This is a genomic window from Nocardia sp. FDAARGOS_372, from assembly GCF_002554515.1.
GTDB classification, from domain to species: domain Bacteria; phylum Actinomycetota; class Actinomycetes; order Mycobacteriales; family Mycobacteriaceae; genus Nocardia; species Nocardia farcinica.
The window spans coordinates 4,439,903-4,461,786 of sequence record NZ_PDDW01000001.1 but is presented as its reverse complement, the minus strand read 5'-3'; the positions used below and the strand labels follow the sequence as shown (position 1 = coordinate 4,461,786).

Genomic DNA, 21,884 nt, shown 5'->3' with positions numbered 1-21,884 from the left:
GCAGTGGGCTGTCGTGCCGACGGTCGTATGCGCGGGCAGTTCCTCACGTGCGCCGCTGCTGCGCGCGAACCAGAGCTGAGCCGAGGAGGGCCCGAATGTGCACCGGGTCGGCGTCCCGCTCGCCGAGAAGGATTGCCGCGCAGAGCCCGTCGCAGAGGGCGACGAACGCTTCGACCGTGTCGGGGTCGTCGGTTCGGGTGCGGGCCAGTTCGGCGACACTGTCGCGCCAACTCCGCGCGGCGGGGCGCAGGGCGGGGCGCCGCGCGGCGAGGGTGGAGAGTTCTCGTTCGGCGAGGGCGCGCTCACGGCCGGGGCCGGCGGATTCGGCGATGAGGTGGGCGAGACCGTCGAGTGGGTCTTCGGCGGTGTCGATGAGCTGGCGGATTCGTGCGGTGTAGGCGTCCGTCACGCTGGTGAGTGCCGCCACGAGCAGGTCGTCGAGGGTAGCGAAGTAATACAGCGTCAGGCTGGTGGTGATCCCTGCTTCCTTGGCGACGGTGCGGTGGGTGACGCCGGCAGCGCCGTCGCGGTGCACGATTCGCAGTGTCGCCTCGATGATCTGGGCGCGGCGGCGCTGGCCGCGGACTCTGCGCCCGTCGTCGGTGTCGTTCTCACCCACCGTGGTCCTCTCGCCGATCGTCGCCGCTGCTGTGCGTCGAGGCTAGCGGCTGCACCGCCGGGGCGGTGGCGCCGATGGGGCGTAGATGGCGCAGCACGGTGAAGCACGCGATCGTCACTGCCACGATGCCGATTCCCGCGACGATCGCGGCGACGTTGAGGCCGTCGGCGAATGCGGCCTGCGCGCGCTGCACGGCCAACGCGGGCAGCTGGTCCGACACGAGGACCGCGCCGGAGAGGCTGTCCCGGAACAGCTCGCGCGCGGGAGGGGGAAGCTCGGCGGGCACCTCGACCCTGGTCCGGTAGATCACCGTCGTGAGACTGCCCAACAGCGCGACGCCCGCCGCGATACCCAGCTCCTGCACCGTCTCCGACAACGCTGCCGCCGATCCCGACCGCGTCGGCGGCGCCGCGCTCACGACGATATCGGTGCCCAGCGCCGCGATCACGCCAAGCCCGAGATACAGAAACGCGAAGCCGGTGACGATGACCGCCGTACTGTCGGTCCCGGCGACGGCGAGCAATCCGTATCCGACCGAGGACAGGGCCAGGGTGCCCGCCATGACGGTGCCCGGCCGATTACGCGCGGCCAGAACCGGTGCACCGATGCCGCCGATCAGCATGGCCAGCGCCGGTGGCCCCATCCACAGGCCCGCCACCAGCGGGGAGAAGCCCGCGACGAACTGCAGATACTGCGTGACCAGGTACATCATCCCGCCGAAACCGACCAGGCCGACCAACAAGACCGCCAAGGCGGCGGAGAACGCCCGGCCGCGAAAGAGCCGGATGTCCAGCAGAGGTGCGTCCAGGCGGAGCTGTCGACGGACGAAGGCGACTGTCGAGCTGCCGCCGATCAGAACGGCCACCACGGCTTGCGCATCGATGCCGTGGGCAGCGACGTGCTTGATCGCGTAGACGACCGGCAGCATCGCCGCGAGCGACAGCGCCACACTACGCAGGTCGAGCCGCGGTGCGTCGCTGCGGTATTCCGGCAGCAGTGCGGGCGCCGCGATCACCACCGCCAGGCTGATCGGTACCGCGATCAAGAAGACTGCGCCCCACCAGAAATGGTCGACGAGGAGACCGCCCGCGACCGGCCCCGCCGCCATCCCGAGCGCGAACATCGTGGCCCACACGCCGATGGCCGACGCTCGCTGCCTGGCATCGGTGAACATGTTGCCGATCAGAGCGAGGGTGGAGGGCATCAACGTCGCCCCGGCCACCCCCAGTAGTGCCCGCGCCACGATGAGCCAGAGGGCGCTGGGCGCGAACGCCGCGAGCACCGAGGCCGCCCCGAAAGCGGTCATGCCGATCATCAGCAGGCGCCTGCGTCCGATCCGGTCGCCCAGCGTGCCCATCGTGATCAGTAACCCGGCGATGAGGAAGCCGTAGGTGTCCATGATCCACAACGTCTCGGTCGCCGTGGGATGCAGGTCAGCGGCCAGGCTAGGCACGACCAGGTAAAGCGCCGTGACATCGAGGCCGAGCAGTGCGGTCGGCAACGCCAGCACCGCGAGACCAGCCCACTCGCGTGCCCCGGCACGGGGCGCATGTACTACGGGCATTCGCGCTCTCCCATCTAGTTGAACATACGTACTAGTTGTACCATCGTTCAATATTTATGAGAAGGCGGACCTGAGCGTCGGGTTCCAGTGCGCGTCAGATCACCCGTCATGCTGTTTTCGCCACCGCGCGCAGCAGCGCCGCGCGCGCCGACGCGGGCCCGCCGGCTCATGCCTTGGAGGGTGGTGGCGACGAATCGGGCGAGGCGACGCGGGTCGGCATCCTTCGGTAGCGCGCCGGATCGCGACTGTATGCGGTCGGTCTCACGCTCACCGAGCGCGGCCGGAAATGGAAAAGGCCTGCTCGGGGGCAGGCATTTCGGAGGTGGAGCCGATGACGGGAATCGAACCCGCGCTGTCTGCTTGGGAAGCAGAAGTTCTACCATTGAACTACATCGGCGCTGCGTATCGCCGGTATCGACCCCTCGGACCGACACGGCGTCGACGCGTTCGAGACTCTATCAGATCCGGGGCGGGGGTGGGCAAGTGCCCCGCGCGGTCAGAGGTCGTCGTCGGGGACCGTTCGCGGGTCGGTCCGGGTGGGTGACTCGGCATCCGGGACGGGTTCGTCGGGCACCTCGCGCCGGTAGTGGAACACCGTCAGGCAGAACAGGATCCATGCCGCGCTGACGCACCAGGCGCCCAGGACATCGGTGGGCCAGTGCACCCCGAGGTAGACGCGCGAGCACCCGACGGCGACCACGAACAGGGCGGCCGCGGTGCCGGTGGCGATCCGGGCGAGGGTCCCGGTCAGCTTCGGGATCAGTACGACGGCGACGATCCCGATCACGACGAAGGTGCCGACGCTGTGCCCGGACGGATACGCCAGGCTGTTCTCCACCGCCAGCCGGTCGACCACCGGGGGCCGCTCCCGGCCGATGATGCGTTTGCCGCCGAACACGATCAGTGCCGCGCCGAGCCCGGCGACCGCGACCAGGGTGGCGTGGGCGCGGTCGCCCGCGCGGTACAGCAGCAGCGTGACGGCCGTGGCCACGACCGTCATCGGGAGGGTGCCGCCGATCGCGCTCAGGAAGTGGGCGAGCGGGGTGAGGACGGCGTTGCGCTGGGTGACCGCCCAGCCGGAGACCTCCGGATCGATGACGGTCAGGCCGCTGCGGTCGACCACGTTGTGGGTGAGCACACCGAAGGCGACCGCGAACAGCACGGTCAGGCCGGCGAGCGTGGGCACGGTGGTCGGGCGCGGCGGGGAGGTCACCGTTCCACGATGCCGGAATCGCTCAGAACTTGCTGTAACCGCCGTCGATGAGCAGGGAGTCGCCGGTGTGGAAGGCGCTGGCGGGGCCGGCCAGGTACACCGCGACCGACTCGAAGTCCTCCGGGCGGCCCCAGCGACCGACGGGCATGCGCGGCAGTACCCGTTCCCGGAAGCGGTCCCAGGCGAAGATGCCGTCGGTCATCGGGGTCTCCACCCAGCCGGGCAGCACCGAGTTCGCGCGGATGCCGTGCTTGGCCAGCTCGACGGCGATCGAGTTCATCACCGCGATGATGCCCGCCTTGCTGGCGGCGTAGGACTGGCCGCGCGGCGCGCCCTGCTTGGCCACGAGGCTCGCGGTGGCGACCAGGCTGCCGCCTTCGCCCTGGGCGACCATCACCTTGGCGGCTTCGCGCAGAGTGGCGAAGGCGGCGTCGAGGTTGACCGAGGTCACCCGGCGGAATTCGGCGAGGTCGGTCTCCAGGAACGGGGTGGTGCCCTGGGGTACGCCCGCGTTGACGAAACAGGAGTCGATGCGGCCGAGCTCGCTCGCGGCCCGGGCGATGGTGTCGACGACCTGCTGTTCCTCGGCGACGTCGCAGGTCAGCGGCAGCACGCGATGGCCGAACGCGCGGAGTTCGGCGGCCGCGGCCTCGTTGCGTTCGGTGTTGCGGCCGACCACGCACACGTCGGCGCCCGCTCGGGCGAGGCCGCGCGCGTAGGCGAGGCCGATGCCGGAGTTGCCGCCGGTGACGACGGAGACGTGGCCGGTGAGGTCGAACGGGGAGGCGTCGGTCATGGTGGTGCTGTCCTTCCGTGGCGAGTCGACGAGAGGGTATATCTCGCGCTGTATCACTGTGCTGTCTTTGCCTGAGCGGGGCGGCCTGCGTGGTGATGCTGCGCTGCCGCCTCCGGTCGCTGACCCGCTCAGGCTGTGCGGGCGTCGCGCGGATCAGGGCGGACGCTACGCTCGTGGCGTGCTGCTTTCCGATCGCGACATCCGTGCGGAGATCGCCGCTGGGCGTCTCGGGGTCGAGCCGCTGCTGGAGAACCTCATCCAGCCGTCCAGCATCGACGTGCGACTGGACCGGATGTTCCGCGTCTTCGACAACTCGCGCTACACCCACATCGATCCGGCGCAGCGCCAGGACGAACTCACCAGCCTGGTCGAGCCGGGCGAGGGCGAACCCTTCGTCCTGCATCCCGGCGAGTTCGTGCTGGGCTCCACCCTCGAGGTCTGCACACTGCCCGACGACCTGGCCGGGCGCTTGGAAGGCAAGTCCAGCCTGGGCAGGCTCGGGCTGCTCACGCACTCCACGGCCGGGTTCATCGACCCGGGGTTCAGCGGGCACATCACGCTCGAGCTGTCCAACGTGGCGAACCTGCCGATCACGTTGTGGCCGGGGATGAAGATCGGCCAGCTGTGCCTGTTCCGGCTGAGCAGCCCCGCGGAGCACCCCTACGGCAGTGCCGCGGCCGGATCGAAGTACCAGGGCCAGCGCGGGCCGACGCCCTCGCGCTCCTACCTCAACTTCCCGCTGCCCTCCGACGCCGTCGACGCCGTCGAATCCCGCTGACGCCGTCGTATCCCGCTGACGCCGTCGGGTCTGGGACGCCGTCGGGTCTGGGACGCCGTCGGGTCTGGGACGCCGTCGGGTCTGGCTGATGCCGTCGGGTCTGGCTGATGCCGTCGGGTCTGGCTGACGCGTCGGGTCCTCGTCGACGCTGTCGGCTCTCTGCTGTCGCCGGCGACACCCGTTGTCGCTGTCGAAACCTCGCTGTCGCCCTCGATCCCCGCTGTCGCCCTCGATCCGGCTGACACCGTCGATCCCGCTGTCGCCCTCGAATCCCGGCTGACGCCTCGAATCCCCGCTGACCGCCGAATCGCTCCGGCGCGCCGGTGTTCCCGCCCGTCGACCGGCCGGGCGGGAACGGCGCGCGGTGATCGGTGCCGGGGACCGGCGACGCACGACCGGTCCCCACCACCGCACTCCCGCCGCTTCCCTGTCGTCCGGCGGGAGTGTGTCGCCGCGATCCGTCCTCGGCCCTCCGGGAGCACCCGGGCCCGGCGGCCGTCGGGGGATCCGGCGGCGACTTCGCCGCACTCCGTCCAGGGTCGCGCGGCACGCCGGGCGCGGGGGAGGGCGCCACGCCCGCCTTTCCCTGCCCTTGCGCCGCCCCCGGCCGCCGACTCGCGTCGAGTGTGGCCGAGGACACACTCGAAACCGTACTCTGAGAAGGGAGTTCGGTCGGGGAAGGGATGACATCGTGGTCCGGCAGTGGTCAGGGAGAGAGACCCGGGCCCTTCGCGATGCCAAGCGGATGAGCATCCGGGAGTTCGCGGCACACCTGGGTGTGCACGAACGGCTGGTGTCCAAATGGGAGGCGGGGGGTAGCCGGGTGCATCCGCGTCCGGTCAACCAGGCCGCCCTGGACACCTCCCTGGCCAGGTCCGACGAGGTTGTGCGGGCGCGGTTCGCGGCGTTGGTCGACCAGCCCCTGCTGGATCGCCCATCCGTGGCCGAAGTGCGGACGGGCCCGGCGGCGCCGGTGCCCTCCGGTGTTTCCAGCGACGCGGACCTGCTGGCTCTCATCGACGCCGGTGCGATCAGAGGTGATGCGTTGGCGTCGATTTCGGAGAGGGATCTGATCATGGCGGCTGCCCACGAGGCCAGCGATCACGTCGGCCGGGCCGAGAGCACCAACGTCGGTGCCAGCACCTTGGAGCAGCTCGATGCCGATGTCGTGCGCATCGCCAACGACTACGTGCATATTCCGCCGGTGCCGATGACGGTGGAGATGTTGCGGGTGCGTCGCCGGGTCTACCGCCTGCTCGAAGGCCACCAGCGGCCCGCCGACACCAGCCACCTGTATCTGCTGGCGGGCACGCTCACCGGGTTGCTCGCCAACGCCAGCACCGACCTCGGCTATCTCGACGCCGCCGCTGAGCAGGTCAGGGCGGCCTGGGCGTATGCCGAACTGTGCGGGCACAACGGGCTGCGCGCCTGGACCCGCGGCATGCACGCGCTGATCGAATATCGTTCGCGGCGGCCGCGCCGGGCGCTGCTGCTCGCCCAGAGCGGGCAGGAGTACGCCGAGTCCGCCACCGCGCGGGTGCGGCTGCTCAACATCGAGGCCAGGGTGTGGTCGACGCTGGGCAGCGCGGCCGACACCGACCGCTGCGTGCGCGCCGCCGACGCGGCCCGCGAACACGGTGCCACCGACGACCTGCACGACGAGATCGGCGGGGTGTTCGGCTTCCCCGACGCCAAGGCCCAGTACTACGCGGGCGCCACCTACATCCACCTCGGCCAGGCCGAGCAGGCGCTGGCCGCGACCCGGCGGGCCATCGAGCTGTATGCGAACGGGCCGCTGGAGAAGCGGTCCTACGGCGCCGAGGCGCTGGCCAGGGTCGACAGCGCGACCGCGCACCTGATCAACGGCAGTCTCGACGGCGCGGCGGAGGCGCTGGACCCGGTGCTCGCCCTCGACGAGGACAAGCGCATCGCCCAGCTCGAGGAGCGGCTGAGCGGGGTGCGCGGGCGCATCGCCGACCCCCGCTACCGTGATTCGGCGCAGGCCCGCGCCCTCGACGAACGCATCGAGGAGTTCTGTGCCGCGACGGCGGCCAAGGGCATGCCCACGGGCGGCGCCTCGATCCGCGCGTGAGTACCGACACTGCCGTCGACCTCGGCAAATAATCGGCTTGCCGAAGATGGCACCATGGGACACGTGAGTCCTCATCTTCCGCATCGCCCGCCGCGCGTTCTGGAGCAGTCCACGAAGCTCCAGAACGTCGTCTACGAAATTCGTGGACCGGTACACGCGCACGCGGCACGGCTGGAGGCGGAGGGGCATCGCATCCTCAAACTCAACATCGGCAATCCCGCGCCGTTCGGCTTCGAGGCGCCCGATGTGATCATGCGCGACATCATCGCCGCGCTGCCGTATGCGCAGGGCTACTCGGAGTCCAAGGGCATCCTGTCGGCGCGGCGGGCCATCGTCACCCGCTACGAGCTGGTGCCGGGCTTCCCCGAGTTCGACGTCGACGACGTCTACCTCGGTAACGGCGTCTCCGAGCTGATCACGCTCACCATGCAGGCGCTGCTCGACAACGGTGACGAGGTGCTCATCCCCGCGCCGGACTATCCGCTCTGGACCGCGATGACCAGCCTCGCTGGTGGCACGCCCGTGCACTACCTGTGCGACGAGTCCAACGGCTGGCAGCCCGACATCGCCGACATCGAAGCCAAGATCACCGACAAGACCAAGGCCCTGCTGGTGATCAACCCGAACAACCCGACCGGGGCGGTGTACTCGGCGGAGGTGTTGCAGCAGATCGTCGACCTCGCCCGTAAGCATCAGCTGCTGCTGCTGGCCGACGAGATCTACGACAAGATCCTCTACGACGACGCCAAGCACATCTCGCTGGCCACGCTGGCCCCCGACCTGCTGTGCCTGACCTTCAACGGGCTGTCCAAGGCCTACCGGGTGGCGGGCTACCGCTCCGGCTGGATGGTCATCACCGGTCCGAAGGAGCACGCGACGGGGTTCCTGGAGGGCATCGACCTGCTCGCCACCTCCCGGCTGTGCCCGAATGTGCCCGCGCAGCACGCGATTCAGGTCGCGCTCGGCGGCCATCAGAGCATCGAGGACCTGATCCTGCCCGGCGGCCGGTTGCTCGAGCAGCGCGATGTCGCGTGGGAGCGGCTGAACATGATTCCCGGAGTGTCCTGTGTGAAGCCCAAGGGCGCGCTCTACGCCTTCCCGCGGTTGGACCCCGAGGTCTACGAGATCCACGACGACTCGAAGCTGATCCTGGATCTGCTGCTGCAGGAGAAGATCCTGATGGTGCAGGGCACCGGGTTCAACTGGCCCGCCCACGATCACCTGCGCATCGTGACGCTGCCCTGGGCGCGCGATCTGGCGGTGGCGATCGAACGGTTCGGCAACTTCCTGGCCAGCTATCGGCAGTGAGTGAGGTCCGGAATCGCCCCGGTTCCGGACCTGAAACATACCGCGTGTACGAATACCTGCGAGTTTTACAGATGGCCTAGCGCAAAACGGGAAGTTTTGTGTACAGTGGCTCTCGGCACTTCGAGTGCCCGGTCACGTTGCCTACCCCCCCTGGGCAACCTGGCCTCGGGTTCCGGCCGCCTACCCCCCTGGGCCGCCGACCCCGCGGGCGGCGGAGACATCCCCCTGCTCTCCGCCGCCCCCTCCCGACTCTCCTTTTCTCGCTCGTCGCCAAGCTCCGCTGTGGATGCCGTCCGCGGAACCGGTGCTGACAATCACATCCTTTAAGCTCGGCACCGCGCAGCTTCCCGGGACGACGTCCGCATCCTGCCCACCGGCACGAACGGCTCCCGGGACACCACGGACAGGTAGGAGCCCGGTGAGCGACCACCACCACCATCACCACCACGACCATTCCGAACCGCTCGCGATCGGCGCCACCGCCGCCCGCGTGGTGATCGGGCTACTGACGGTCATCGGCTTCGTCACCCTGCTCGCCACCGTGCTGTTGTGGCCGCAGCGCCAGCAGATCGACATTCCGCTGCCCATGCAGAACGCCGGCGGTGGGGCGGTGGAAACCGAGGCGGGCACGGTGCTCGCGCACGACGTCGGGCCGTGCGGCAGCCCGTCCATCGGCCGGGTCTTCGCCGACAAGCCCGAGGCGCCCCGCAACGACGCCTACTCCTGCGAACGCAGTCTCATCGCCATCGAGTCGGGGCCGCACGAGGGCAACCGCACCTTGCTCGAAATCGCCCCCGGCCCAGGGCAACCCTCGCTCGCCGAGGGCGACGAGATCCGCATCGTGCGCCAGACCGACCCCTACGGCACCCCGATGTACTCCTTCGACGACTACGCCCGCGGCCTGCCGTTGACGTTGATCGCGTTGGCGTTCGTGATCGTGGTCGTGGTCGTCGCGCGCTGGCGCGGGGTGCGGGCGCTGCTCGGGCTGATCTTCGCCTTCGGCGTCCTGGTGATCTTCCTGCTGCCCGCGCTGCTCGACGGGAAACCGGCGATCCCGGTCGCGCTGGTCTCGGGCTCGCTGATCCTCTATGCCGTGCTCTATCTCGCGCACGGGGTGAACCTGCGCACCTCCTCGGCGTTGCTCGGCACGCTGACCTCGATGGTGCTCGCCGCGGTGCTGTCCTGGGTGGCGATCGAGGCCACCAAGCTCACCGGCCTGTCGGAGGAGCAGAACACCAACGTCGCCACCTACATCCAGCACGTCTCGATCACCGGATTGCTGCTGGCCGGGTTCATCATCGGCTCGCTCGGTGTGCTCAACGACGTCACCATCACCCAGGCCTCGGCGGCCTTCGAACTCGCCGCCTTGGACGAAGGGGCTTCCCGCCGTGAGGTTTTCGCCGCCGCCATGCGAGTCGGGCGTGACCACATCGCCAGCACCGTCTACACCCTCGTGCTCGCCTACGCCGGTGGCGCCCTGCCGCTGCTGCTGCTGTTCAGCGTGGCGGGCCGCTCCATCCGGGACGTGCTCGTCGGCGACGCGGTGGCCATCGAGATCGCCCGCTCCGCGGTCGGCGGTATCGCGCTGACCCTCTCGGTGCCCTTGACCACCGGTATCGCCGTGCTGCTCGCCCGGCCCTTCGGCAGCCGGCGCGAACCCGCACCCGCGCCGCGCCACGGACGCCACGCGCGCGGAGCCTGACCGGATGCGCGGATCGGCGGTGCCCGCCGCCGCCGATCAGCGCGGTGGCGGCGGGAAGGGGAAGGCTTCCGGCGGGATGGTCGGAATCACGATCGGCGGCAGGCCGGGGACCACGAAGGTGTTCGGGCCCGGCGTGGGCGGCGGCGGTTCCTGCGTGGTGGGACGCGGGGGCGGCGCCGCGATCGACTCCTGGACCTCGGTGGTGGCGGGAGCGACCGCGATCTGTGGATCGAGGGTGGTGGTGCGCGCCGGGGTGGTGGTGGGCACGGTGGTGGGGCCGTCGCTGCTGCGATCGCGTTCGAGCACCTGCGGGCCGTAACCCAGGCCGAGACCGATGGCGGCGACGACCACCAGCGCGCTCACCGTCAGCACCGCGCCGTTGAGTTCGGGCTTGCGCTCGGTGCCTGCCGCGGGCGCCAGCCAATCCGGCATGCTCGCATCCAGCTTGGTGCGCTTGGCTTTGCGTTTCGGCGCCGCCGAGAGCCAGGCGGGGGACAGTTCCTCGTCGAAACCGCCGATCTGGCCCGCGGGTGCGCCGGACGGCACCGCCCGCGTCGGTGCGGGGGCGGACTGCACCGGCCGGGCCAGCAGCGCGGCACCGCGGGTGATCACCGTCTCCGGGCTCTCCGGCACGATCACCGGCACGCCCATCCACCGTTCGAGCACCTTGCCCAGCAAGGGGATCCGCGCGCAGCCACCGATGGCGAGCACGCCGTGCACCGGGCGGTCCGAGCGCACGATCACGTCTCGCGCCATCCGGGCCGAGGACTCGATGGCCAGCATGATCAGCGATTCGAAGTTCTCCTGCGCCAGCAACACCAGCCCCTGTTCGCTGGGCAGCGCGACGGCGGTGTTGGACGACAGCTGTTCCTTGGCCTCCCGGCACAGCGCGTCCAGCGCCGCCAGCCCGGCGGGATCCTGCGGATGCGCGATGCGGCCGGAGGCGATCTGCTGTTCGCGGATCAGCGAATCGAGGTAGTCGCCGCTGATATCGCTGGTGCGCTCGCTGTGGCGGACCTGCCTGGTCTGGGTGTCCACCACGCTCACGGTCAGACCCGAACTGCCCAGGTCGTAGACGACCAGCGAGGAGATGCCGCGAATGTCACCGGTGGCCTGGGCGAACTCGACCGCCGCGTAGACCTCGGGAATCAGCTCGTAGTTGGTCAGCTGCTGGCGGGCCATCGCGGCGCGGACCGCGCGGGCCTGCTGTTCGCTGCGGTAGGCGATGGCGGTGGCGGCGATGTCGGGGGTGGTGGCCAGCGAGACGCCCACCGCTTCGGCGGCCAGTTCTTCGGCGCCGTGCTGCGCCACCGGAATCGACTGGAGATCGAAGGCGTGCGGGGCGACGTGCCCGGCGGAATTCCCGGCGTGCGGGCGCGCGAGACGAACAGCGCTGGCCCCCACCGACACTCCCAGTACCGAACTCATTCGTTGCCCATCTCGTTTCACGCCTCACGTCATCGCGAACTCGCGCGACCGTCGACACGATCCGCTGCCGGCGACCCTACCGGCGGCGCTCGGCCGCATCCGAGGCCGCCGGAACCGGGGAGTACCGGCACACCTCGCCAGGCAACTCTACGGGGTGCCGAGTCCGGCGTACACCCATCCCGCCGCCCGCCACCGGTCGCGGTCGAGGCAGTTGCGACCGTCGATGATCGAGCGCGCGCGCACGATTCCGTCCAGGTCGCCGGGAACCAGGGCGGTGAATTCGTCCCATTCGGTGAGAACCAGCACCACGTCGGCGCGGTCGCAGGCCTCGGCCACCGAAGTCGCGTAGTTGAGCGTGGGGAACACCCGGCGCGAGTTCTCCAGCGCCTTCGGGTCGTACACCGTGACCACGGCGCCGTGCAGCTGGATCATGCCCGCCACGTTCAACGCCGGGGAGTCGCGCACGTCGTCGGATTCCGGCTTGAAGGCCGCGCCGAGCACCGCCACGTTCGCGCCGAGCAGCGAGCCGCCGCAGGCCGCGGCGGCCATGTCGACCACCTTCGCGCGGCGGCGCATGTTGATGTTGTCCACCTCGCGAAGAAACGCCACCGCGTGATCGGCGCCGAGTTCCCCCGCCCTGGCCATGAACGCGCGGATGTCCTTGGGCAGGCAGCCGCCGCCGAAACCCAGACCGGCGTTGAGGAAGCGGCGGCCGATGCGCGCGTCGTAGCCGAGGGCGTCGGCCAGCACCGTCACGTCCGCGCCGGTCGCCTCGCACACCTCCGAGACCGCGTTGATGAAGGAGATCTTCGTGGCCAGGAAGGCGTTGGCCGAGACCTTCACCAGCTCCGCGGTCGCCAGGTCGGTCGACAGGAACGGCACCTGCTCGTCGAGCAGCTGGGCGTAGAGCTCGCGCACGAGGTCCTCCACCCAGTCGGCGTTGGCGCGCTCGCGGTCCACGCCGAGCACCAACCGGTCCGGGTGCAAGGTGTCCTGCACCGCGAAACCCTCGCGCAGGAATTCCGGATTCCAGGCCACCTCCACCTCGGTACTCGCCAGCGCCCGCGCGCGTTCGCCCAGCGCGGCCGCGGTGCCCACCGGCACGGTCGACTTGCCGATGATCACCGACGGTTCGCTCAGCAGCGGCGCCAGCGAATCCACCACCGCGTGCACGTACTTCAGGTCCGCGGCGTACTCGCCCTTCTTCTGCGGGGTGCCGACGCCGAGGAAATGCACCCGCCCGTGGTCGGCGGCCTCGGCATAGGAGGTGGTGAAACGCAGCCGGCCCGCGTCCAGGTTGCGGCGTAGCACCGCCTCCAGGCCCGGTTCGTAGAACGGCACCACGCCGTCGGAGAGCTTGGCGACCTTGCCGGGATCGATGTCCACCCCGACCACGTCGTGCCCCAGTTCGGCCATGCACGCCGCGTGGGTCGCCCCGAGATACCCGGTTCCGAAGACTGTGCATCGCATGATCGATTGGTAAGCCGCCGCGGTGGACACGCCACGTCAGCGAGGCAAGGGTCACGGCAACATTGGATGTACAGGCGGAAACAACCAGTTCAGGGCGGTGTCGCCCCGGCGAAGGCCGATACTCGGGGGACGGCGCGGCTTAGCATCGCAGCGATGCGGAATCGTCGTTTCGTCGTGGTGCTCGGTGGTGTGCTGGTCGTGCTCGCCGTCGCGGTGGCGGCGCTGTGGCCGGTGTACGTGCGGCCGCGGACCGACGCGCCCGCGCCCGCCGACGCGATCCTGGTGCTCGGCGGCGCCCACGACGGGCGCGAGGAACTGGGCCTGCGGCTGGCCCGCGACGGGTACGCACCGCGCGTGCTGTTCTCCGACCCGTACGAGTACAGCGCCCGGATGAACCGCATCTGTCACGGCGGCTACCGCTTCGAGGTGATCTGCTTCGACCCCGACCCGCGCACCACCCGCGGGGAGGGCCGGGAACTGGCGCGCCGCGCCCGCGCCGAGGGCTGGCAGCGCGTCATCGTCGTCACCTTCACCCCGCACATCTCCCGTGCCCGCTACATCATCGGCAAATGCTGGGACGGCGAACTCCTCTTCGTCGATCCCCGCCCCGCCCTCTCGATTCCCCGCTGGGCCTACGACTACCTCTACCAATCCGCCGCCTACCTGGAAGCCTTCTTCGAAGACTGCTGAGCGGCCGTGTGGTGCGCCCCGGCGGCGGGCGCGTGCGCGCCTAACTGCTGGCGTGTGGCATCAGTTTGATTTCGGCTGGCCGGGGGCTTAGATTGGGCTCGTGTTGGCCGTCGGCCAATAGGGCTCATGCCGGGAGGACAGATGGATTTCAACTGGTCAGCGGCCGACCTGGCCTTTCGGGACGAGGTGCGGGCCTTCCTCGACGAGAAATTGACCCCGGAGATCCGCCGGGCCGGGCGCCTGATGACCAGCGTCTACCCCGACCACGAGGCCAGCATGGCCTGGCAGCGGATCCTGCACGAGCGGGGCTGGGCCGCGCCGCACTGGCCGGTCGAGTACGGCGGCTGCGACTGGAGCCTGACCCAGCACTACATCTTCAGCCGCGAATGCACCCTGGCCGGTGCCCCGGCGCTCTCGCCGATGGGCATCAGGATGGTCGCGCCCGCGATCATCGCCTACGGCACCCCCGAGCAGAAGGCCTACTACCTGCCGCGCATCCTCACCGGCGAGATCTTCTTCTGCCAGGGCTACTCCGAACCGGAGGCGGGCTCGGACCTGGCCTCGCTGTCGATGGCCGCCGTCGACGACGGCGAGGACTTCCTCTGCACCGGCAGCAAGATCTGGACCACCCACGCCACCGAGGCCAACTGGATCTTCTGCCTGGTGCGCACCGCGCGCACCGGCAAGAAGCAGGAGGGCATCACCTTCCTGCTCATCGACATGACGAGCCCGGGCATCGAGATCCGCCCGCTGGTGATGACCTCCGGCGAGGAGGTGCAGAACCAGGTCTTCTTCGACAACGTGCGCGTGCCCAAGAGCAATGTGCTCGGCACGATCGACGAGGGCTGGACCGTCGCCAAATATCTGCTGGTGCACGAACGCGGCGGTGCCGCGGCACCGATGCTGCAGGTCATGGCGCAGGAACTCGCGCAGTCCGCGGCCGGCCAGCCCGGTCCGGACGGCGGTGCGCTCATCGACGACCCCGCCTTCGCCGCCCGCCTGGCCGATGTGCGCATCCGGACCGAGGTGCTCGAGGTGCTCGAGTACCGGACCATCTCGGCGATGGCGCAGGGCAAGAACCCCGGGCCCGCGTCCTCGATGCTGAAGATCCTGTCCACCGAACTGAGCCAGCAGCTCACCGAGCTCGTGCTCGAGGCGGCGGGCCCGCAGGGGCGGGTCTATCAGCCGCACGCCACCGCGCCGGGCGGCCCCGTCGCGCACTACACCCCGCCCGCCGACGGTTACCGCAGCGGCGCGGAGTGGCAGGCGGTCGCGCCGCTGCGCTACTTCAACGACCGCGCGGGCTCGATCTACGCGGGCAGCAACGAAATTCAGCGAAACATCCTCGCCAAGGCAGCATTGGGACTCTGATGGACTTCACACTCACCGAGGAGCAGCAGCTCCTGCGCGACACCGTCGCCGGCTTCCTCGCCGCCCGGTACGACCTCGAGAAGAGCCGCGCCGCGGTGAAGTCGGGTGAGGGCTGGCAGCCCGCCGTGTGGCGCGGGTTCGCCGAAGAACTCGGCATTCTCGGCGCCACCCTGCCGGAGCGGGTCGACGGCATGGGCGGCGGCGCGGCCGAACTGCTCGTCATCGCCGAGGAATTGGGCCGGGCCCTGGTCGTGGAACCGTTCGTCGACACCGTGGTGATCGGCGCCGGCCTGCTCGACCGGGCGGGCGGTTCGGAGGATCTGTTGCGCGGCATCGTCGCGGGCGAGGTGCGCACCGCCTTCGCCGCCACCGAACCGAGCTCCGGGCACAGCCTCTGCGATGTGCGCACCACCGCCCGCCGCGACGGTGACGGCTGGGTGCTCGACGGCACGAAGGTGGTCGTCACCAGCGCGCCGCTGGCCACGCACCTGATCATCACCGCGCGCACCGCGGGCGAGCACCGCGACCGGGACGGCATCTCGCTGTTCTGTGTGCCGTTCGATCCGCAGCACCCGCCCGCGGGTGTCGAATACCACCCGTACCGCACCATCGACGACCGCCAGGCCGCGGATCTGGTCTTCACCGGCTACCGGGTGCCCGCCGCCGCCCTGCTCGGCGCCGAGGGCGATGCCTGGGCGGCGATCGAACCCACCGTCGACACCGCCGTGGCCGCGATCTGCGCCGAGGCCGTCGGCTGCCTGCGCAAGGTGTTCACCGACACCGTCGCCTACAGCAAGCAGCGCCAGCAGTTCGGCGTCCCGATCGGCAGTTTCCAGGCCCTGCAACACCGCATGGTCGACATGTACATGGAACTCGAACAGGCCGCCGCCGCGGCCCAACTCGCGGGCGCGGCCCTGTCCGCCGCCCCCGCCGAACGCAGCCGCGCCATCGCCGCCGCCAAGGTCACCGTCGGCCGCGCGGCCCGTTTCATCGGCCAGAACGCCGTCCAGCTGCACGGCGCCATGGGCATGACCGAGGAGCTGGCCATCGGCCACTACTTCAAGCGCTTGACCGTGCTGGAAAGGGAATTCGGCACCGTGGACCACCACCGCGCCCGATACGCGGCCCTGACCCGGCCGTAGCACCCCGCGCCTGTAGCCCGGAACCGTCCAGGTTCCGGGCTACAGGCGCATCCCTGTCCGGCACGCGCCTTGCCCTCGGCTGCCCCGGTACGGCGGCGGCCTTTGTGGTACTTCGTGGACCACGCGCCGAAGGGTCGCCGGACGGCGGGGCGGGTGTTGCTCGAGCGGTGTATGCCGGGGCATCCGAAGGAGACCGAACAGTGGTGTGAGAGAAGGGCAACGGCCCCGGACCGGAAGGTCGATCCGGGGCCGTCGTGTGGACCGCTGGGGTCAGTTCTTGCGGCCGGGGGCCTTGGCGCCTGCCTTGAAGCCGAGGCCGCCGGGCTTGGCGGTCGGCGGGGCCGGGCGGTCGGCGCCGTTGTCGGTGGACTCGGCGGGCTTGCCGTTCGACTCCGTGGCCGACGTGGTGGCCGGTGCGTCGGCGGCCGGCGATTCCGGCGCAGCGGATTCCTCGGCCAGGTCCGGTTCGGCGGGTTCGGCGGAAGCTGCTTCCGCCGGGGCCGTGGCGGGCTTGGCGCCCGGTGCCTTCGCGCCGGGGCGCTTGAAGCCGGACTTCATCGCCAGGCCCTTGGCCGGGATGGAGGGCTTGGTCTCGACGGGTGCCGACGCCGTTTCGGCAGCGGCGGCCTCCGTGGTCGATTCCGGAGCGCTCTCGGCGGCCGGGGCGGATTCGGCGGCCGGAGCCGACGCCTTCGCACCGGGCGCCTTCGCCGCGCCCTTCATCGCCAGGCCCTTGCCACCGGGGGCTTTCGCCCCGCCCTTCATGCCGAGCCCCTTGACCGGAGGCGCGGCCGGAGCCTCGGCCGCCTCGGCTGCGGCGGTGTCGGCGGTGGGCGCCGATTCGGCCTTGGCGCCGGGCGCCTTGGCGGCGCCCTTCATCGCGAGACCCTTCCCGCCCGGTGCCTTGGCCGGGCCCTTCATGGCCAGGCCCTTGACGGGCGCGGCCTCGGACGCGGTCGACGCCTCCGCGGGCGACTCGGCGGGCTGCTCGGAGGTCTTGGCACCGGGTGCCTTCGCCCCGCCCTTCATGCCCAGACCGCCGCCGGGCGCCTTGGCGCCGCCCTTCATGCCCAGACCCTTGGCCGGTGCGGCCTCGCCGTCGGCCGCGGGCGCCTTGCCACCGGGTGCCTTGGCCGGGCCCTTCATGGCCAGACCGCCGCCACCGGGTGCCTTGCCGCCACCCTTCATCGCCAGGCCACCACCGGCCGGCGCGGCCTTCGCGGCCGGAGCCGCCGCCTCGGCGGCCGGTGCCTGCGCGACCGGCTCGGGTTCGGGTTCGGCCTCGGTCTTGGGTTCCTGGATGACGACCAGGTTCTCGCTGAGCTTGGCCGGCTCCACACGTTCGATGGCGTCGAGCATCAGCTGAGCGACGTCGACGACCTCGACGCCTTCACCCTCGCCGTTCTCCTGCCGAGCCGTGACGCCGTCGTTGAGCATGACGCGGCAGAACGGGCAGCCGGTGGCGATCTTCGCCGGCGAGGTCGACAGCGCCTCGTCCACGCGGTCGATGTTGATCCGCTTGCCGAGCTGCTCTTCCATCCACATGCGGGCACCACCGGCGCCACAGCACATCGAGCGCTCGCCGTGGCGGGGCATCTCGACCAGGGTGGAGCCGGAGGCGGCCATCAGTTCGCGCGGGGCGTTGTAGACCTTGTTGTGCCGGCCCAGGTAGCAGGGGTCGTGGTAGGTGACGTTCTGCGACACCGGCGCGACCGGCACCAGCTTCTTCTGCCGCACCAGCCGGTTGAGCAGCTGGGTGTGGTGCACCACCTCGTAGGTGCCACCGACCTGCGGGTACTCGTTGTTGAGCGCGTTGAAGCAGTGCGCGCAGGTGACCACGATCTTCTTCTTGCGGTCGTCGACGCCCTCGAACACCGTGTTCAGCAGTTCGATGTTCTGCTGGGCCAGCTGCTGGAACAGGAATTCGTTACCCGCCCGGCGCGCGGAGTCACCGGTGCAGGTCTCCTCCTGGCCGAGCACCATGAACTTCACCCCGGCGGTGGCCAGCAGTTCGGCCACGGCCTTGGTGGTCTTCTTGGCGCGGTCCTCGTAGGCGCCGGCGCAGCCGACCCAGAACAGGTACTCGTAGCCGTCGAAGGAATCGGCGTCCCGGCCGTAGACGGGGATGTCGAAGTCGACCTCGTTGATCCAGTTCAGCCGGTCCTTGGCGTTCTGGCCCCAGGGGTTGCCCTTGTTCTCGAGGTTCTTGAACAGACCAGCCAGCTCGGAGGGGAACTCCGATTCGATCAGCACCTGGTAGCGGCGCATGTCGATGATGTGATCGACGTGCTCGATATCGACCGGGCACTGCTCCACACACGCACCACAGGTGGTGCAGCTCCACAACACCTCGGGATCGATGATGCCGTTGGCCTCGGCGTCACCGACCAGCGGCCGCTCGGCCTCCGCCCGCGCCGACGCGGGGATCTTGGCCAGCTTGGCCTCGTCGGGATTGCCCTCGGCGTCGACCAGGCCGATCTCGTCGCCACCCATGTCCTTGCGGCCACCGGCGAGCAGATAGGGCGCCTTGGCGTAGCCGTGATCACGCAGCGACATGATCAACAGCTTGGGCGAGAGCGGCTTACCGGTGTTCCAGGCCGGGCACTGCGACTGGCAACGACCGCACTCGGTGCAGGTCGTGAAATCCAGAATGCCCTTCCAGGTGAAGTCCTCGAACTTGCCCGCACCGAAGGTGTCGGTGTCCGGATCGGCGGTCTCCATGTCGACGGGCTTGCCCTTCGACATCATCGGACGCGCCGCGCCCAACGCGACTCCACCGTCCTCTTCCCGCTTGAAATAGATGTTCGGGAACGCCGAGAAACGGTGCCAGGCGACACCCCAGGTGATGTTGCGACCGACCAGGTACAGGAACACCATGCCGGACATCAGCTTGATGAAGGCGAAGATCGACACCAGGGTGGGGCTGGCGGGCAGCAGCTTGGCCACCTGCATGGTGAAGAAGTCGGTGGCCGCGTTGGCGTGACCGTAGGTCGCGATCTTGCCCGCCTTGACGAAGATCATGCCGAGACCCTCGAGCAGCACGATGGTCTCGATGACGTAGGCCGGGCCGAACTTCGATCCGCTGAAGCGGGACAGGCGCTCGGGATCGCGCGGGTGATTGCGCTGCCGGATGAAGATCAGCGTCAGGATGCCGACGACGGTGCCGATGCCGAGGATCTCGTCCCAGAGGTGGTAGGCGGCCGTGTTGCCGATGATCGGCCAGTGGAAGGCCGGATCGAAGGTCTGGCCGTAGGCCTCGAACCAGAGGATCGCGCCGCCCATGAAGCCGATCATCACCAGCCAGTGGGCCCAGCCGACGGTCCGGAATTTGTTCATCCGCGTATGCGCGAGGAACTCCACGACCATCTGCTTGAAACGGGGGACGATCGGTCGCCAGCGGTCCGGCGCCGGTTGGCCCACCATGATGGTGCGGGCGATATCGCGGACGCCGCCGAAGAACGACGCCCAACACAGGAGGCTGAGCGCCGCCCCAATCGTGCCCAGCGTCACTGTCAGGGCATTCATGTCGCGACCTTTCTTTAGAGGCAACACGAGCGAGCTGGCCGACGTGCGCCGACCGGTTGGCTCGTATCGTAACCGCCGGTAAGTTACCCACCGGTAACTTGTACGGTCCATCGTACGATCTGTTGTTGACTCGAAACCCCGCGTGCAGGCACTTGACCCTGAAATGACCTGTGATGAATGTCACATTGTGAGCTGTTCCAGCTGCGAGTTCGGACGCTGTTCACCGTAAAACAGCGAGCTGGCGGACCATGTGGTAAGGACAGGCTTACTCGGGGATTTCGTGGGGAATATCGCATTCGCGCGTGCGTTCGGCTACGCTCACGTGCGATCTGTTTGCTGTGCCGGCTTCACGCTGCTCGGGGAGAATCCGAAGGGCCCGACCACCTTTCGGATCGAGTGAGCTCTCGCGCGGGACGACGGCCATTGCGAACACAGCCCGAGGATGGATTGGACACTGAATTGAATCTCCGCAGAAGCGCCATTGCCGCTGCGTTGGTCATCGGCGCGATGACTGTGGGTGCGGGCGCTGTGCACGCCGAACCGGCGCCCGCGGCTCCCGAGCCCATCGACTACTCGGTCAAGCTGGTCGACAAGACGATCGTCACGACGCTGCGTGGGGGGACCTTCTCGCTGGTCGAGAAGGAAGAGGACAGCGCGGCCGTCGACGCGGCAACCGACCAGGCCGCCAAGCCCGAGGCGATCGATGTCGCCGAGATCAAGGACGCCAGCGGTAACACGGTGCTCGAGCTGCCGCTCGTGTTCAACGTGCTCGGCACCGAGATTCCGGTGAAGCCGGAGCTGAAGAACGACGGCACCGTTCTCGAGATCACTCCCGAGAAGCCCGCCGGCCTGAACCTGGACAAGCCGGTCGCAGTGAAGCCCGTCGCTTCGGCCGTCGAAAACCAGCGTGCGCAGAACGACTTCGCCAGCAAGTTCGGCATCGGCACCGCGATCGGCGGCTTCGTCGGGACCGCGATCGGCGCCGTGATCGGTTGCGTAGTGACCATTCCGGCGGGCTGCCTGCCGGGCCTGATCACCGGCGCGAGCGTCGGTGGCATTCTCGGCACCGTCGCCGTCGGCGGACCGACCCTGGTCGCCGCGGGCATCGAGCTGATCAACACCCTGCAGGCGCCCGAGGGCACCACGCAGTGGGCCGACAAGCCCAAGGAGGCGCAGGCGACCAAGTAGTCGCCCGGATTCCCGCGAACGGCCCGCTCTTCGGAGCGGGCCGTTCGTCGTTTCGGGATTCCTCAGTCGGCCAAGACCATTCGGCTGGTGAACGACACCGCGCCGAGTGGGCGGCCGAAGGTGGTGAAGGATCGCTCGACCATGTCGAAGCTGCCGTCCTCGCGGACGAGCAGGACGGTGCTCGCGCGGGTGCCGTGCTGGTCGTTGGCGATGAAACGGGCCGAGAGCGCCCGTTCCATCGACAGCGGGACGCCGGTGTGCGGCAGCAGGTCGTCGGGCGCCTCGGTGCGGTCGGCGAGGATGTCGAAGTAGCGGTCGACGGCGCCCGGATCGGATTCGACCACCTTGCGCAGTTCGGTGAGACCGTTGCCGACCTTGGGCCAGACGGGCTGCGGCGCAACGAGTTCGGCGTCCGGGCCGGGGCCTGCCGAGGTGACGAAGGTGCCGTTGGACAGGCCGTGGAAGCCGGGTGTCAACTCGTGCGGTGGCCGGGTGCTGCGGTTGGAGTGCCACCACAGCGTGCTCAGGTCGGAGACGAGCACGTTGTAGCCGTTGTAGTCGTCGGGGGCGGCGGCGACCTCGGCCAGATAGCGGGCGGGGCCGGGGAAGTCGGGTTCGGGCGCACGGTCGCTCGCGCCGCGCAGGAAGTCCATCAGCAGCGCGCCGCGGGAGCGGGCATCGGCCCGCTGGTCGTCGGGGTTGCGCACATTGGTGACGGCGGCGAAGCGGCTGTGCGGGCCGATCGCGGCCAGGCCGAGCCAGGTGCCGGGGGGAGCGCCGGGCTCGCGGCGCTCGGCGCCCAGATCGCGCCCGGCGAGGAGGCCGGGCACCTCCGGCCACCAGCGGGCGGGTTCGGCGGGACGGGTGTAGAACTCGTCGCGGTTGGCCGCCACGATCAACCGATAGTCCGGATGGGCACGCCAACCGAGCAACACCAAACACATGCTCCCAGGATGCCGGACCGCCCGCGGCCCCGGAATCGGTTCCACCCCGGCCGC

At 69.6% G+C, this 21,884-nt stretch carries 16 protein-coding genes and 1 tRNA gene; 8 read left to right on the top strand and 9 right to left on the bottom strand.

Features of this window, described 5'->3' with window-relative positions; translation table 11 throughout:
• Window positions 1–43: 43 nt before the first annotated feature.
• The 5 genes from CRM89_RS21020 to CRM89_RS21000 form a co-directional block, all read right to left on the bottom strand.
• Window positions 44–619 carry a TetR/AcrR family transcriptional regulator gene (locus CRM89_RS21020; RefSeq protein ID WP_098085753.1) on the bottom strand — a complete coding sequence of 192 codons (576 nt, stop codon included), beginning with the start codon at window positions 617–619 and terminating at the stop codon, window positions 44–46.
• A complete protein-coding gene (locus tag CRM89_RS21015) occupies window positions 612–2,129 on the bottom strand; it encodes an MFS transporter (protein ID WP_229434799.1) in 1,518 nt (505 codons plus the stop codon). The genes CRM89_RS21020 and CRM89_RS21015 overlap by 8 nt, the downstream gene beginning before the upstream one ends.
• Before the next feature lie 377 nt (window positions 2,130–2,506).
• Window positions 2,507–2,580, bottom strand: a tRNA-Gly gene (locus tag CRM89_RS21010).
• A 99-nt stretch (window positions 2,581–2,679) separates the two neighbouring features.
• A complete protein-coding gene (locus CRM89_RS21005) occupies window positions 2,680–3,396 on the bottom strand; it encodes a phosphatase PAP2 family protein (protein WP_011211965.1) in 717 nt (238 codons plus the stop codon).
• 22 nt (window positions 3,397–3,418) lie between these two features.
• Window positions 3,419–4,192 (bottom strand): SDR family NAD(P)-dependent oxidoreductase, encoded by a 774-nt coding sequence (locus CRM89_RS21000; RefSeq protein ID WP_011211964.1) that lies wholly within the window; start codon window positions 4,190–4,192, stop codon window positions 3,419–3,421.
• A gap of 178 nt (window positions 4,193–4,370) precedes the next feature.
• Here CRM89_RS21000 and dcd point away from each other — a divergent pair, with 178 nt between their 5' ends.
• The 4 genes from dcd (at window position 4,371) to CRM89_RS20980 (ending at window position 10,072) form a co-directional block, all read left to right on the top strand.
• On the top strand, window positions 4,371–4,970 hold the full coding sequence (gene dcd, locus CRM89_RS20995; RefSeq protein WP_011211963.1) for a dCTP deaminase: 600 nt from the start codon (window positions 4,371–4,373) through the stop codon (window positions 4,968–4,970).
• 745 nt (window positions 4,971–5,715) lie between these two features.
• Complete coding sequence (locus CRM89_RS20990) at window positions 5,716–7,062, top strand: XRE family transcriptional regulator (protein ID WP_172964553.1); 1,347 nt, start codon at window positions 5,716–5,718, stop codon at window positions 7,060–7,062.
• Window positions 7,063–7,116: 54 nt separating this feature from the next.
• Window positions 7,117–8,370 carry a pyridoxal phosphate-dependent aminotransferase gene (locus CRM89_RS20985; RefSeq protein ID WP_011211961.1) on the top strand — a complete coding sequence of 418 codons (1,254 nt, stop codon included), beginning with the start codon at window positions 7,117–7,119 and terminating at the stop codon, window positions 8,368–8,370.
• A 418-nt stretch (window positions 8,371–8,788) separates the two neighbouring features.
• Window positions 8,789–10,072: a YibE/F family protein gene (locus CRM89_RS20980; protein ID WP_098085745.1), complete on the top strand. Its 1,284-nt coding sequence runs from the start codon at window positions 8,789–8,791 to the stop codon at window positions 10,070–10,072.
• 36 nt (window positions 10,073–10,108) lie between these two features.
• Here the strand turns inward: CRM89_RS20980 and CRM89_RS20975 are convergent, their stop codons facing one another.
• Complete coding sequence (locus CRM89_RS20975) at window positions 10,109–11,500, bottom strand: Hsp70 family protein (RefSeq protein ID WP_172964552.1); 1,392 nt, start codon at window positions 11,498–11,500, stop codon at window positions 10,109–10,111.
• Between the two features lie 147 nt (window positions 11,501–11,647).
• A complete protein-coding gene (locus CRM89_RS20970) occupies window positions 11,648–12,970 on the bottom strand; it encodes a UDP-glucose/GDP-mannose dehydrogenase family protein (RefSeq protein WP_060594045.1) in 1,323 nt (440 codons plus the stop codon).
• 153 nt (window positions 12,971–13,123) lie between these two features.
• Here CRM89_RS20970 and CRM89_RS20965 point away from each other — a divergent pair, with 153 nt between their 5' ends.
• From CRM89_RS20965 to CRM89_RS20955, 3 genes are all read left to right on the top strand, one after another.
• Window positions 13,124–13,660, top strand: a complete 537-nt coding sequence (locus CRM89_RS20965; RefSeq protein WP_011211957.1) for a YdcF family protein — start codon at window positions 13,124–13,126, stop codon at window positions 13,658–13,660.
• 141 nt (window positions 13,661–13,801) lie between these two features.
• The gene (locus tag CRM89_RS20960) at window positions 13,802–15,031 is read left to right on the top strand and encodes an acyl-CoA dehydrogenase family protein (protein ID WP_011211956.1); all 1,230 of its coding nucleotides are present in this window, start codon (window positions 13,802–13,804) and stop codon (window positions 15,029–15,031) included.
• The gene (locus CRM89_RS20955; RefSeq protein ID WP_098085742.1) at window positions 15,031–16,173 is read left to right on the top strand and encodes an acyl-CoA dehydrogenase family protein; all 1,143 of its coding nucleotides are present in this window, start codon (window positions 15,031–15,033) and stop codon (window positions 16,171–16,173) included. The genes CRM89_RS20960 and CRM89_RS20955 overlap by 1 nt, the downstream gene beginning before the upstream one ends.
• Window positions 16,174–16,443: 270 nt before the next feature.
• Here the strand turns inward: CRM89_RS20955 and CRM89_RS20950 are convergent, their stop codons facing one another.
• A complete protein-coding gene (locus CRM89_RS20950; protein ID WP_098085739.1) occupies window positions 16,444–19,698 on the bottom strand; it encodes a (Fe-S)-binding protein in 3,255 nt (1,084 codons plus the stop codon).
• Between the two features lie 447 nt (window positions 19,699–20,145).
• Here CRM89_RS20950 and CRM89_RS20945 point away from each other — a divergent pair, with 447 nt between their 5' ends.
• Window positions 20,146–20,886: a hypothetical protein gene (locus CRM89_RS20945; protein ID WP_324188826.1), complete on the top strand. Its 741-nt coding sequence runs from the start codon at window positions 20,146–20,148 to the stop codon at window positions 20,884–20,886.
• 62 nt (window positions 20,887–20,948) lie between these two features.
• On the opposite strand, the gene CRM89_RS20940 is transcribed toward CRM89_RS20945, so the two are convergent.
• On the bottom strand, window positions 20,949–21,830 hold the full coding sequence (locus CRM89_RS20940) for an NRDE family protein (protein ID WP_098085736.1): 882 nt from the start codon (window positions 21,828–21,830) through the stop codon (window positions 20,949–20,951).
• Between the last annotated feature and the right edge of the window lie 54 nt (window positions 21,831–21,884).